Genomic DNA, 13,353 nt, shown 5'->3' with positions numbered 1-13,353 from the left:
ATGCCGATGTCGTGGGTGTCGGTGCTGGTGGGGGACGTGCGGCGGGTGGTGAGGTCGGCATAATCACAGGTTCTGCAGGAACGTGAGGAGTGCGTCCTCTGGCGGGTGGTAGCGGCCGGTGGGGGTGCCGGTCGGTGCGGTTCTGGCCAGGGCGTCCTCTTTCGTGGCCAGGTCGGCGTGCAGGTACACCTGGGTGGTGTCGATACTTTCGTGGCCCAGCCACAGGGCGATGACGGTGCTGTCGATGCCGGAGGCGAGCAGTCGCATGGCCGCGGTGTGGCGAAGCACGTGCGGGGTGATTGTCTTGTTGGTCAGGGACGGGCAGGCCGTCGCTGCGGTCTGGGCGTGCAGCGTGAGACGTGCCGCGACAGCGTCGCGGCTCATCCTGGTCCCGGTGCGGGTGGTCAGGACGAATGCGTCAGCGTCGCAGCCGGTGGCCTCGGCCAATGCCTGCAGAACCTTGACGGTGTCCTGGTCCAGCGGGGTGCTGCGGTCCTTGCGGCCCTTGCCGTGGGCCAGGACGTGGGCGCCGGTACCGAGGTGGACGTCGCGCCACCGCAGGCCGGTCAGCTCGCTGACCCGCAGGCCGGTGGTGATGCCGACCTGGATCAGCGCGTGGTCGCGCCGGCCGGCCTTGGTGTCCTGGTCAGGGGCGCCCAGCAACGCGGTGACCTCCGGCTCGGTCAGGTAGGTGATGTCGGTGCGGCGCTGACGTCGCTTGGCGGGGATGGCCAGCACCCGGTTGATCGAACCGGCGTGCTCGGGGTGCTCGACGGCGGCGTAGGCGAACACGGAGTGCACCGCGGCCAAGCGCGCGTTGCGGGTGGTGGTGCTGTTGCCCCGCTCGCCCTCAAGGTGGTTCAGGAACCGGGTGATCAGGTCGGCGTCGAGCTGGGCCAGGTCGAGGGCGTGCGGCGGTGTGCCGGTGTCCTCGGCAGCGAAGCGCAGCAGAAGTCGCCAGGTGTCGCGGTAGGCGGCGATGGTGTGCGTGCTCGCGCCGAGCTGACCTGTCAGCCGGGTGGTGAAGAACGCCTCCAGGGTGGGTGCCAGCAGCGTCATCGCGGCACCTTTGCCCGGGACGAGGCAAGCCGGTCGGCCGCTGCTGCGAGCAGCTCGCTGGTGCCGGTGAGGTACCAGTAGGTGTCGCTGGGCTCGGTGTGCCCCATCCAGGCCGACAGGACCGGCAGGACGGCGGCGGGGTCGGCCCCGGACCGGTAGGCGTCCAGCATCGTGCTGACCGCGAAGGTATGACGCAGGTCGAACAGTCGGGGCCGGCAGGTCGTGCTGACCGGCTCGATCCCCGCCTCGGTGAGGATCGTGCTGAACGTGGGGTAGAGCGTCGAGCGGGCCAGGCGTCGTCCCGTGCTGGAGATGAGCAGGGCCGGGCAGTCCTCGGCGGGCAGCAGGCGGGCGCGCTGCTGCAGGTATCCGGTGAGGCCGGCCAGCACGCTGGGGTGCAACGGAAGCAGCCGGGTCTTGCCGTACTTGCCCCGCACCCGCAGCGTCGCGGCGGCAACGTCCAGGTTGTCCACGTCCAGCCCGATGGCTTCCCCGGTGCGCAGGCCGGTGGCGGCCATCAACGCGATCAGCGTGTGGAACGTGGTCGCGCGGATCGTCGGGCGCAGATGGTCGGCGGCGGCCAGCATGGCCAGGACCTCGGTCTCGCTGTAGATGTAGGGCGCGCTTCGGGTGGGTCGGGCCGGCAGCAGCCGGGCCGGCGGGACCTGCACCCGGGGGTCGCTGGCCCACGCCCACCGTGCGAAGCAGCGGATCGCCGAGAGCCGTAGCGCGTGCCACCGTGGCGAGACTCCGACCGGCGCGGTCGCGAACGCCAGGGCGTGCTCGATGGTGATCGTCTCGGCGCCCTGCTGGTCCAGGTAGCCCAGGAACTGGGTGAGGAGGGCCTCGGTGCCCTCCAGCTTGTACCCCAGCGCCCGCCGCACCCGCAGGTAGTCCTCGAGCAGCCCGGGCAGCCCGGCGTTCATGACCGGCTCCCGGAGGTCGGCCAGGGCCGGGTCAGGGTGGACAGCCGGGCAAGGTCGGTCTTGGCGTACACCGCGGTCGTCGCCGGGCTGACATGACGCAGCAGGTGGGAGACCTGCTCCAGGGTGGCCCCGGCGTTGAGGGTGGCCGAGGCCGCGGTGTGCCGCAGCCGGTGGGCATGGATCGTCCCCAGCCCGGCGCGTCGCGCGGCCCGGGCGACGATGCAGCTCAGACCGGAGCGGGACAGCGCCCTGATGGGTGCCACGGCGGTGAGGAACACGACTCGCTCGGTCGTGGAGGGTCGGCCCTGCCGCAGGTAGGCCACGAGCACCTGGCCGACGTCGACAGGCAGCGGCATCACGTCGATCCGGCCTCCCTTGCCGTGCACCGTGATGGTCCCGCCGGTCCAGTCCAGGTCCTCCAGGACCATGTCGGCGACCTCCCCGCAGCGCAGCCCGAGCCGTACCAGGCAGGTGATGACGGCCAGGTCGCGCCGGCCCACCGCCGTGCAGGGGTCGCACGCGTCGGTCAGGGCATGTACCTGCTGCGCCGTCAGCGGCTCGGGCAACCCGGACTGGCGACGAAACGCGAAGGGCGGCACGGCCGGGGCCAGGTCGACCCCCACTAGGCCCTCGACGTGGGCGAACCGCAGGAACGAGCGCAGCGAGGTCGCCGTCATCTGGGCGTTCTTGCGGCTCAGCCCTGGCAGGTGGCCGGTGACGAACCGGCTGACCTGCGCGGCGTCCAGCCTCACGAGGGCCAACTCATCCTGGACCACGGGCAGCTGCGCCACGAACGGACGCACCCATCGCAGGTAGGCCTGTGCCACCGCGGCGGAGATCGAGCGCTGCACCAGCAGGTACTCCTCGAACCTGGCCAGTGCCTCCTCGACCGGGCCTACCGGTACCGGCGGCTCCGGAGGAGGCGCCTGCCCGGTCCTGCGCAGATACTCCAGCGTCGGCGCCAGCGCCTGCAACGAGGACAGGTTGGTGTGATCGACACGACGGTCGGCGAGGAACTGTTCCAGGACGCTCCCATTGAGATCAGCCATATCCATTCCGTGCTCTTCCAGCCAGCGAGACAGGTGCGCTGCCAGCTGCAGCTGGATGGTCGCCGACGACGAGGCATAACCCCGTGCGGCCAGCTCCTCCCGCAGACCGGCCGCTACCGGCGTCAGCGGGCCCGTGAACCGGACACCTCTCGGATTCGCGATGCTGTGCATGGTCGTGCTCCCTTCGTGAGAAATCCGAAGGCAACAGCGTCCGCCCACGCCGTCCGGTTATGCCGACCTCACCATCCGCCGCACGTCCCCCACCAGCACCGACACCCACGACATCGGCATAACCGGGACATCGGCATAAAACGGATCCATCACGCTGACCGCCTCGGGCAGCTCTTCGGTGGTGGCGGTCTTGAAGCCACTGAAACCATCCATGGCCACCACCTGCACCCCGTCGCGCCAGGTCTGTTCCCGCTCGTCCAGCCAGGTCTTGAACGCTTTCTTCGAGCGGCCCTCGACCATGTCCAGCAGCCGCGCCGGCCCAGTCCCGTCACGGACCGGGGTCAGGTCGATGATCACCGTGATGAACTTGTCCCCGCGACGGGTGTGACGCCAACAATGCTCATCGACCCCGAGGACCTCGACCCCGTCCAGACGGGCCGGATCGTCGATCAGCAGCCGGTGTCCTTCGGCCAGGACAGCATCGTTGGCGGTGTGCCACGCCACGCCCAGCCCCTCGGCGACGCGAGCCATGGACAGGTGCTGGACCACGATGCCGACCAGGGCCCAGGCCAGCCCGCCCCGGGAGATCTTGGCCCGTGGCTCGGCCGCGGCGGTGGTGTCCTGGCGCCACACGTGGCCGCACTCGGAGCACCGGTACCGGCGCACCGTGACCAGCAGGGTGGTGGGACGCCACCCGAACGGCTCGTGCGCGAGCCGACGGACGACGGTGTCCCTGGCCACGCCCTGGCAGCCGCACCGGCGGCACCAGTCGTCGGGGTCCACGACCCGACACTTCAAGACGGCGCGGTCGGGCTTGAGCAGCTGGCCGGTCGCCTCCAGCCCGAGGTCGTCCAGGCGGGTGAAGGTGGTCAGGTCGGGGCAGGCGAAGGTAGTAGCGTCAGGCACGTCGAGGTCTTTCGGATGGGCGGTGTGAGAACTCCCATCATCGGAAGACCTCGACCCTCATCCAGCGAGCGACGCGCGGACGACCGTTACACCCTCAACTGCGAAGAGCCCCGAAAGTTCGCCTAAATCTCAGATTCTGCGTCGCCTATACAGCAAATGACACGAGCGACTACCTCGCGACACCCTTCAGTGACCCGTGAGTCGGCCCATGACTCGCGCAGTGTCGGAGGTACTTCGAGGGCGGTGAGCACCAGCTCCCCGAGCTCGGCCTCATCGGTGGACAGGGGCCAGGAGGCCGAGCCTGGCCAACCGCCGTAGAACCCGCGCTCAGCGTCGCGGTAGTGAGCCAAGTCGGGGGTGAACAGCATGGCCGGTCGCCCCAGCAGGGACCAGTCGTGGAGGATCGAAGAGTAGTCGCTCACGAGCACGTCGGCGGCCAGCATCAACTCCTCCACCTGCGGGTGCGAACTCACGTCGATCACGCGTGCCTCGCCTACGGGTGCGCGACGGCTGAGGTGGTGGCTGCGGACCAACACCCAGGCGTCGGTGGTGACAGCGAGTTGCTCGACATCGAGCGCATCTGTCCACGTGCCCGCCCGAGCGGCCGTGCGGTCAGGCTCCCGCCAAGTGGGTGCATAGAGGATCACGCGCGCGTCGGCCGGGATGCCGTAGTGGGCCCGCGCCCGTTGGCGTGCTGCTTCGCCCTCGGCCAGGACGGCGTTTCGGGGCTGCTCGGTGACCAGGACCGGGCCGGTGTACCCGAGCCCGGACCGTAGGTCCCGCTCGGCTGCATTCGTTTGCGCGAGGAGAAGATCCCACATTGGCACCTGCCGACGCATGAGCCGGCGGTAGGTCAGGGGGACGCGACCAGGTGGGAGGTCCCAGAGAAGCCGTTTGATCGGTGTGCCGTGCCATGTCTGCAGGTAGAACTGCCCAGGGCGCTTGGTGAACCAGTGCGGGAAGTTGTTGTTGTTTATCAGCACGGTGGCGGTCGACAGCACCCGGTGCCAGTCCTCCGAGCCGATCACCAGTGGCGTCCCGCCCTCAGGAACGGGCACTGACAGGTCGCGCACCGACCAATAGAGGGGCACGTCGACGCCCGCCTCCCGCAACCCCCCGGCGATCGCCCCAGGGTTGTCTCCACACGTCTTGCCATTGAATGCCTCCAAGAGCACGGCCCGCTCTAGTGGCGCAGTCCGGTAGACCTCCCGCAGACGACGTTGGCCCAGACGCGATCGCTCGCTGAGTGACAGCGGGGGGCTCACGGTGACCGAGACGGCCGTGGTGCCGGGATGCCACCGGGCTGTGATGCGCTGGATCGGGCTGTTGGACTCGATCGGCCCCTCGCGGAGCGCGACTCCCGGCCGTGCCCACCCGGACAGTGGGCCACCGTTGGCGGCCCACCTGACGAAGTAGCCGTCGCTGGGGAGTGCCGCGCCGTCCGTCACCCTCAGCGTCGCCTGGAAGGTACCGTCCTCCTCAGGGGTGGCCGCGGAGGCGAACTCTCGCGAGGAGGTGACCAACCCGACTCGCAGCTCTGGAGTCCCCGGGCCCGTCGTGCCCGAGAGCACGATGCCGGCGCCGTCAACTTGTACGTCGTCGATCAGGACGTGGGCAGAATCGCTGGCCGTCGACGCCGCGTCGCCCCCGAGGTCGGCAGGATCCGCTGGGGGGAGGGTGAGCGAGAGTGGCACCCTCCAACGCGCCCCTTTCCACGTCAGGTGGACCTCGAGCGTCAGGTCCCTGGGCGGGCCGGGAACGGGTTGCCATGATGATGCGGGTGCTCGCACAGTGAAGCCGCCGGTGCGGTACGAGCGCCACGGGTCTCCAGACTCGATGTCAATGGTGTCGTCGGTCCTGGCCTCAAGCGGCAGTTCGTGCGCCTGCAGGGCGTCCTTTTGAAGGACCCGGATTGTGAGTCCTTCGGTGTCGCCTGCCAGCCCCGGCACGTAGGCGTAACCGTCGATCTGCACCTCGTCGGAGGAGACCCACTCCGTTCGTTGGATGCCGCCGACCGCGTGAACCATCTCGGGAGGAACCACCATCAGCGATGGAGCCAGCGGAGTTCGCAACCGTTCCACGACCTCGAGATCGGCTTGGAGGGTCGTGCCGTCCACGACGGTGAGTGGGACCGCCGAAGTGTCCTCGGCTCGGGTGCCGAGGATCTCTTCGACGTCGCCCCGCACGCCCGCCGCCGCACAGTTCGCCAGGAGGCGCTCCCACACAGGGACAGAGGCCCACACTTCCTTGGGTGCCCGCTTCGCCAGCCACCCCGCCATGGCGCTGAACTGTTCCCAGTAGGCATCGTCAGCGGACGGGACGTGGACGGCATACAGCCCGAGGTCGCTGCCCAGCAGCCTGGCCCACACCTGGGCCTGTGCCACCGGTTGCGACTTCTCGAGCAGCGCGACCTCACGTCGGGCCACGGCGAACCGCTCGCGCAGGTCAGACAGGTTCTCCTTCTGCTGGGACCGGGTCTGCCGACCATCGGGAAGCCGCCACGAGTACACGTCGCGCGCGAGCAGGCTGAATTGCCGGGCATTCAGCGCGGCTCGCAGGGCAGGCTCACGGTCCTCGTAGTTGCCCTCCTCTGAGAACGGACCGACGTGGCGCTTCCAGAAGGACATGCGGAACAGTCGGTTCCAGATCACGACCTCGTCGAGCACCTGTGGGCAGGCCTCGACATCGACCGCAGGGAGATCCTTCTCGTGGATGCGTTCCACCAGGCGCGGCCGGTGCTTGCCGTCGGCCCCATGCCGCTGGTAGCCGCCCACGACCATGTCGACGCCGCGGCGGCGCAGTGCCGCTGACATGGCGCTGTAGGCGCCCGGGAGGACCTGATCGTCTGCGTCTGCGAAGGCCAGGAAGCGCCCTTTGGCCGCTGCGACTCCGAGATTGCGGGCCCTGCCCGGGCCCCGCCCGTCACCGCCCGTGCTGAGATATCGGACACGACGGTCTCGGGCAGCGAGACGCTTGACGGTCGCTACCGAGTCGTCGGTGGAACCGTCGTCCACGACGATCAGTTCCAGGTCGCGCAGGTCCTGGTTGAGGACACTACGGATGGCCGGCTCGAGGAGTGTGCCCCCGTCCCGGCAGGGCATCACCACGGACACCGTCGGCTTGCGGAAGCGGCGGACGGTCGCGCCAGCCAGTTTGCGCGCTGCGTGTGCCGGATCCATGAGCCTGCTGCGCTCAGATCAGGACGTGCTCGACGGAGGATCCGTAGGCCACGACCCGGCCGTTGGCTAGCAGTTCCATGTGGCTGGCGTCCCAGGTGTGCCCGTCGGGTCGGCGCACCTGCACGAACCCGTAGCGGTCCGAGGCGTAGACCTTGCCCCCGGCGGCGACAATCCTGCCCAGAAGGTCAGTGTCCTCGCCCCTCGTCCGGTCGGCGAACCGGAACTCCGACGCGACGTCTCGGGGCATCACCAGGGTGGGGCCCATGACGAGGTGGGTAAACCGGCTCTCCATCGTGCCGAAGCGCAGTACCAGGGCGTCCATGTCGGTGATCAGCATGTGATGGGCGTGCTTGCCCACCACGTCGGCCCCGGAGAAGTCGAGCGCGCGGAGCTGGTCGGCGAGGTAGTGCTCGGAGTAGAGGTCGTCATCGTCCATCTTGGCGACCACCTGGCCATCGGCTGCGTCGATGCACTGGTTCAGGCACTGCCCGAGGGATACCTCCGCCCGGGCGGTGATGAGGACCACGTCCGTGAGGCCGAGAGCCACGGCCTCAGTACGCACGTCGAAGTCGGGCTCGAAGCCGTGGGTGAGCAGCACGAGTTGGGGGCTGACCTCCCGCTGCTTCGCGACGGTCTGCACGAGGGCTCGGAGGTGCTCGGGCCGCCTCGTGGAGCAGATGACCGAGATGCTCGGGTCCTCGACCCGGTGCTGGGCCAGCCCCACCGCCTCGAGCAGGCCGTCGACGCGGTGGCGGTAGGTGTGGGAGGCGAGCACCCGGCGGGCAGCGAGGTGACCGAGCCGGTCTCCCCACTCGACGTTGCCGGCCAGTGCGCGGATGGTCCACTCGGCCTGGTCCCGTTCGGTGACAGTGAGAACTTCGTCCGGCGGGAAGATCTCGGCGATGGCAGGCGCGGGGGTGGAGACCACAGGGGTCGCGCAGGCGGCGAGTTCCAGCACGCGCCGGGGGCACATGGTCTTGCTTGAGGTGACCGAGTTGACGTTGAGGAAGGCCTTGAACTCCCGGTAGGCGGTCAGCATCTGCCGGTAGGACAGCGAGCCGACGACGTACTCGTCCATGGGGGAGGGGAACTGGTATCGCTCGTCCCCACCCCGGAAACGCGAGAAGATCTCGAGCCCGGTCGGTAGTCGGCGCGACACGGCAGCGGCGGCGCCGATGAGCAACTCCATCTGCTCGCGGCGCTCCGGGTACTTGTGCGCGAAGTAGGTGCCCGCGAAGGCCACGTCGCGCCGGGCGTGCCCGGCGGGTCGCATGGGGTTGTGCACCCAGGAGGCCGCCCCGAAGGGCATGACCGAGACCCGCTCATGCCCGAGCCGTGCCTGGTAGTCGGCCACCACTGCGTCGTCGGTGGTGAGCACGTGGTCAAACAGGGATGCCGTGTCGATGAAGTCCTCGAAGTGCACCGGGTCTTCCTTGTTCCAAAAGACCGTGGGCACATCCTGGTCGCGGCACCATGCCACGAGGTCACGCAGTGCCTGGCTCGGTGCGTTGGGACCCGTGAGGGCGTAGCGCCACGCGCCACCGCTGCCGGCCCAGGCCGACTCGACGAAGAGCAGGTCGGGTGGTGAGGACATCTCCTCGCGCCATCCGCTGGGCGTCAGCGCGGTCTGGTCCCACTCGTAGCCGAAGGCCAGCTCGCTGAAGTCGTCCAGAATCACGCCGACGCGCAGCGTGCGCCGTGGGGGCCGCTCTGGGAGGGGCCACTCCGTCACCTGCCGGTCGCGGCTGAGGCTGACGGCTTCCTCCCGTGCGGGGGTCGGGATGGGCCCGCCGACCGCGCGCACCCGCGCCCGGTTCGTCCGCCACTGGCGGATGCCGCCCTTGCGGAGGTGCCAGAGCTGGGTGCGGACTGAACTCAGGGTGTGACCCATGACGCCATCCTGTCTACTCGCCGCCCAGCAGCTCGGACTGCACGATCTCCGCCCACCGGCCCGCGCCATAGATGTTGACCGACAACGGGTCGCGGACCGAGACGGTGGACCATACGATGCCCTCTTCCTCGAACACGGCTGCCACGTCGATCGTCTCCGCGTCGCTGTCCTCTGTCCACTGCCGTGTCAGCTCGTCCAAGGGAGGCTGGCCGTCCTGTCGGGGCGGCTGGATCACGACGCGAGTGTCCAGGTCGCGGTCCTGCGTCAGGGATTCCCACAGCGTCTGGAGCTCGTCGGTGATGTCCTCCTGGTCGTTGGAGCGACCGAAGTTGAGGAGCACTACATCCGGGTCCTCGGGCAGGAGTGCCCCTAGTCGGTTGGCCGCGTAGCCCGGTGTATTGCCGATGTGGCTGGCGTTGTAGAGGGTGATCCGGGGCTCACCCAGGCCGAGAGTCTCGGGTCCGAGATAGAGCGTGGGGTCGCCCGTCGAGGTGGCGTAGACCTCCACGGCGTGCGCGCCCGACAACTGTCGCGCCCAGGCCAGCACCCAGTCCGCGGGGTCCACGCCGGTCTGGTCCCCCAGCACGACCACGGTGAGGGCCTCGCCGTCGGCATACCGCTCTGCCAGAGTTGGCTCGGGTTCCGGCTCGGGTGTCGTGGTGGGGCTGGCGGTCGTCGGTGTGGTGTCCCCGCTACGAGTGCTCGAGGGCGTGGCGTCGGTCGGCGAGGGAGTGGTGGGGCTGGATGGCGGCGTGGTTGGTGCCGCTGTCGCCGCGGTCTCGGTCGTTTCGCGGCCCAGCAGCCCGGACCAGCCTCGCTGCGAGGTCGAGATCACGACCAGGGCAATGATTGCGATGTTGAGGATGATGAAGCCGAATCCCAGGGCTGCCCCCAACACCCGGCGCGTCGTCATGCGGGCCATTGTGCCAGTCGAAATGGTTCCGGGCCCACGTCGTGGAACGGTTGGCGTGGTTCACTGTTAGCCGCAAAAGCTGGCTTGCCCTCTCGGCGTGAAGGAGATCCGATGACCATTGCCCGTCGACTCGGCATCCTCGTGCTCGTCCTGTGCCTCGGGCTGGTGACCGCCTGCGGTGACAACGACGACAACTCGACCCCGACAGGGACCGAGGGCCTGGCCGCCCCCACAACGGCCCGTCGGGCGCCTACGGTCGGGACCACAACCTCGGATAGTGCGCCGACCACGCGTGGGTCAGCGACAGCGACCGACGACGGCAGCGAGACCAGCCAGTCGCAACCGGTGGAGACAACAGAGGACGAGCGGCCGGCCGACCCTACGACGACCGATGAAGACGACACGGACGAGGAGACCCCTGGCTCGGCGGAGGAGTTGCCCGAGGGTGTCGTCACTGCGCTCGTCCTGGGCTCGGACTCGCGGGAGAACGACTTCAGCGGCAGGTCGGACGTCATGGTGCTGGTGCAGCTCTCGGCGGACCGCGAGCACCTCAACCTCGTCTCGATCGCACGTGACTCGTATGTCGACATCCCTGGACACGGCAAGAACAAGGTCAACGAGGCATACGCCATGGGTGGCATCCCGTTGGCCAGGGACACCGTGTCGGACCTGATGGGTGGGCTGGAGATCGACTTCGTCGCCCAGACCAACTTCGACATGTTCATCGCGCTCACCCGTTGGATGGAGGGCTTCTGGGTGGACAACACCCACGAGACCAGAGTCACCGTCGAGTCCACCGGGCGGCAGATCGTGTTCGAGGAGGGCAGGATCTTCCTGGAGAACACCGACGGCCTGATCTACGTGCGGGAACGCAAGACGATGCCGCTGGGGGACCTCGACCGGACCGAGCGGCACCGGGCGGCGCTCGTGGGCATGATGGACCGTCTGGTCGAGATCCGGGAGGAGGAGCCCGAGAAACTGCAGGAGCTCCTGCCGATGCTCTACCAGAACGTCAAGATCGACGGCGACCTCACGCTGGAGCAGTTGATGACGATGGTGGACCTGGCGTCCGACATCGATCCGGAGAACATCACCTCGTTGATGGTGCCGGTGTCCCACTTCGGGATGACCGACGGCGGAGCATCCATCAACGTGCTCGACTCCGGTCGCACGAAGGAACTGGGTGACGCGCTGCGCCGTGGTGACCTGTCCAGTTATGTCGACAAGTACGGGACGTCCTACGCACTCACCGGTGGCTGAACGGCTCAGACGCTCGCAAGCAGGTGTGCCCCGGCCCCGCAGGCGAGTGCCAGCCCGGCATACAGCAGTGCCACGCGGGTGTGACTCCACCCGCGATTGTGGACCAACCGCTGGTACAGGTGCTCCCGGTGCGGCTGGGTCACGTCCTCGCCCCGCAGCGCACGACGGAGCAACGTGACTCCGGTGTCGGCCAGGTAGGGCAGCAGCGGGGCGAGCAGCAGCCACCCGGACCCGCCAGTGACGCGGTCGTTGACCACACTGGCCGCGATCAGTGCGCCGAATAGGTAGCTCCCGCAGTCACCGAGGAACATCCGGGCGTGGGGTACGTTCCACGGCAGGAAGCCCGCCGCGGCAGACCCGGCGAGCACGAGCAGCACCGCGGTGCCGTGCGAGGGCCCGAAGCACACTGTGATGGTGGCCCACGCGGTGACGGTGAGCCCGGTGATGCCGTTGATGCCGTCCATGAAGTTCACCGCGTTGATCAGGACGGGGAAGGCGATCGCCCCGAGCAGCAGGCTTCCCGGGCCGTCGAGGACGGCACCGAGCGCGGCACCGGTCAGGACCTGGAGGAGCAGCCGGGGTAGAGGGGGGAGGTCCCACAGGTCGGTCACCAGGCCGAGGAGCGCCATGGCCACGGCAGCCGTCAGAGCCCACCACGGCACTCCCATGCCCAGCCAGTGAGCCCCGGCCGCACACACCACGATCGCGATCAGGCAGGCGATGCCCCCACCCCGGATCGTGGGGACGGTGTGCGACGAGCGGTGGTTGGGCACGTCCATAGCGCCGTGCCGGTGCAGGACCGACAGCACGGCGGGCGCGAGCGCGGACGTCGCGAGGGCGGTGCTCAGCGCCAGGAGGACCCACCTGGTCATGCCTGGCGGATCACGTTCTCCACGGGGATCGAGCGGGCCCGCAGCCACCCCACGAGGTCATCGACGCTGGCGGGGTCCACCAGTTGCAGGTTGAGGGGGTCGAGGCTGGGGACGGCGACCGACAGGACGAGCGGGTGGCTCGTGACCCGGCGGTCAGCCGCACCATAGAGGTCCTCCGACATCTTCTCCGCAGGGCGCAGCCCCGTGTAGACGATGTCGATGTCTCTCCGGCCCGACATGCTGATGAGCGTCTGGGCGACCTCGGTGATCTTCACCGGCGTCCCCATGTCGAGCACGAGGACGTCACCGTCGGTCTCCATCGAGGCCGCCTGCATGACCAACTCGCAGGCCTCGGGGATGAGCATGAAGTAGCGCTCGACCTCGGGGTGGGTGATCGTCACAGGGCCACCCCGCTGGATCTGCTCGGTGAAGATCGGCACGACGGAGCCGCGAGATCCGAGGACGTTGCCGAACCGGACGGAGACGTAGCGGCCGGCGTGGGAGTCGGCGTAGTGCGCCGTCATCCTTTCGGTGACCCGCTTGGTGTAGCCGAGCACCGAGGTGGGGTTGGCGGCCTTGTCGGTGGAGACGTTGACGAAGGTGCCGACCCCGTTGGCCGCCGAGGCCGAGAGGACGTTGAGGGTCCCGAGGACGTTGACCGTCCATGCCTCCCGGGGGAACCGCTCGAGGATCGGGAGGTGCTTGAGGGCTGCGGCGTGGAAGACGACGTCGGGGCGGATCCGGGTGAAGACACGGTCGACCGCCTCGGCATCCCGAATATCGGTCAGGAGGAGGTCGTCCCCGTCGACGAATCCGCGCCCCTTCAGCGAGAGCTGGGTGGCGTTCAGCGCGGACTCGTCGCGGTCCAGCAGGAACAGCCGCTCGGGGTTGAACCGCTGGATCTGGCGACAGAGCTCCGACCCGATCGAGCCGCCCGCCCCGGTGACCACCACGACCTTCCCGGTGAGTTGGTCACTGATCGCCCCCTGGTCGAGTTGGGTCACCCGACGGCCGAGAAGGTCCTCGAGGTTGATGTCCCGCAGGTCGGAGACGTGCGGGTTGGCGTCCAGCAACTTGTTGAGGGTCGGCAGCACCTTGACGGTCAGGTGGGCCTTCGCCGCAAGTTC

General features: G+C 68.8%; 9 protein-coding genes and 1 pseudogene. 1 reads left to right on the top strand and 9 read right to left on the bottom strand.

Annotated features, from left to right (window positions below):
• Positions 1 to 63: 63 nt before the first annotated feature.
• The 7 genes and pseudogenes from FB467_RS00050 to FB467_RS00020 form a co-directional block, all read right to left on the bottom strand.
• Positions 64 to 1,059, bottom strand: a complete 996-nt coding sequence (locus FB467_RS00050) for a tyrosine-type recombinase/integrase (RefSeq protein ID WP_141783269.1) — start codon at positions 1,057 to 1,059, stop codon at positions 64 to 66.
• A complete protein-coding gene (locus tag FB467_RS00045; protein WP_141783268.1) occupies positions 1,056 to 1,985 on the bottom strand; it encodes a tyrosine-type recombinase/integrase in 930 nt (309 codons plus the stop codon). The genes FB467_RS00050 and FB467_RS00045 overlap by 4 nt, the downstream gene beginning before the upstream one ends.
• Entirely contained in the window at positions 1,982 to 3,034 is a 1,053-nt protein-coding gene (locus tag FB467_RS00040; RefSeq protein WP_170230465.1) for a tyrosine-type recombinase/integrase, read from the bottom strand. Before FB467_RS00040 ends, FB467_RS00045 begins: the two co-directional genes overlap by 4 nt.
• 306 nt (positions 3,035 to 3,340) lie before the next feature.
• Positions 3,341 to 4,111 (bottom strand): annotated as a pseudogene (locus FB467_RS00035) (ISL3 family transposase); the annotation flags it as partial.
• A 122-nt stretch (positions 4,112 to 4,233) separates the two neighbouring features.
• Positions 4,234 to 7,290 carry a bifunctional glycosyltransferase/CDP-glycerol:glycerophosphate glycerophosphotransferase gene (locus tag FB467_RS00030; RefSeq protein WP_141783266.1) on the bottom strand — a complete coding sequence of 1,019 codons (3,057 nt, stop codon included), beginning with the start codon at positions 7,288 to 7,290 and terminating at the stop codon, positions 4,234 to 4,236.
• 13 nt (positions 7,291 to 7,303) lie between these two features.
• Positions 7,304 to 9,181 carry a glycosyltransferase family protein gene (locus tag FB467_RS00025; protein ID WP_141783265.1) on the bottom strand — a complete coding sequence of 626 codons (1,878 nt, stop codon included), beginning with the start codon at positions 9,179 to 9,181 and terminating at the stop codon, positions 7,304 to 7,306.
• Between the two features lie 13 nt (positions 9,182 to 9,194).
• Positions 9,195 to 10,094 (bottom strand): SGNH/GDSL hydrolase family protein, encoded by a 900-nt coding sequence (locus FB467_RS00020; protein ID WP_141783264.1) that lies wholly within the window; start codon positions 10,092 to 10,094, stop codon positions 9,195 to 9,197.
• 111 nt (positions 10,095 to 10,205) lie between these two features.
• Between FB467_RS00020 and FB467_RS00015 the strand changes: the two genes are divergently transcribed.
• Positions 10,206 to 11,354 carry an LCP family protein gene (locus FB467_RS00015; protein WP_141783263.1) on the top strand — a complete coding sequence of 383 codons (1,149 nt, stop codon included), beginning with the start codon at positions 10,206 to 10,208 and terminating at the stop codon, positions 11,352 to 11,354.
• 5 nt (positions 11,355 to 11,359) lie between these two features.
• Here FB467_RS00015 and FB467_RS00010 read toward each other — a convergent pair whose 3' ends face one another.
• Together FB467_RS00010 and FB467_RS00005 are read right to left on the bottom strand one after the other, a co-directional pair.
• Positions 11,360 to 12,226, bottom strand: coding sequence for an MraY family glycosyltransferase (locus tag FB467_RS00010; RefSeq protein ID WP_141783262.1), 867 nt, complete (start codon positions 12,224 to 12,226; stop codon positions 11,360 to 11,362).
• On the bottom strand, positions 12,223 to 13,353 hold a 1,131-nt coding region (locus FB467_RS00005; protein ID WP_141783261.1), incomplete at its 5' end, for an SDR family NAD(P)-dependent oxidoreductase. The genes FB467_RS00010 and FB467_RS00005, both read right to left, overlap by 4 nt.

It is taken from the genome of Ornithinicoccus hortensis (assembly GCF_006716185.1).
GTDB classification, from domain to species: domain Bacteria; phylum Actinomycetota; class Actinomycetes; order Actinomycetales; family Dermatophilaceae; genus Ornithinicoccus; species Ornithinicoccus hortensis.
The sequence above is the reverse complement of the archived record's forward strand: the minus strand, read 5'-3'. Positions and strand labels throughout refer to the sequence as shown.

Bases quoted from the DNA above. Each gene is read 5' to 3' on its own strand.
- FB467_RS00045 (WP_141783268.1), bottom strand. From the start codon at position 1,985: ATGAACGCCGGGCTGCCCGGGCTGCTCGAGGACTACCTGCGGGTGCGG.
- FB467_RS00020 (WP_141783264.1), bottom strand. From the start codon at position 10,094: ATGACGACGCGCCGGGTGTTGGGGGCAGCCCTGGGATTCGGCTTCATC.
- FB467_RS00010 (WP_141783262.1), bottom strand. From the start codon at position 12,226: ATGACCAGGTGGGTCCTCCTGGCGCTGAGCACCGCCCTCGCGACGTCC.
- FB467_RS00015 (WP_141783263.1), top strand. From the start codon at position 10,206: ATGACCATTGCCCGTCGACTCGGCATCCTCGTGCTCGTCCTGTGCCTC.
- FB467_RS00050 (WP_141783269.1), bottom strand. From the start codon at position 1,059: ATGACGCTGCTGGCACCCACCCTGGAGGCGTTCTTCACCACCCGGCTG.
- FB467_RS00025 (WP_141783265.1), bottom strand. From the start codon at position 9,181: ATGGGTCACACCCTGAGTTCAGTCCGCACCCAGCTCTGGCACCTCCGC.
- FB467_RS00030 (WP_141783266.1), bottom strand. From the start codon at position 7,290: ATGGATCCGGCACACGCAGCGCGCAAACTGGCTGGCGCGACCGTCCGC.
- FB467_RS00040 (WP_170230465.1), bottom strand. From the start codon at position 3,034: ATGGCTGATCTCAATGGGAGCGTCCTGGAACAGTTCCTCGCCGACCGT.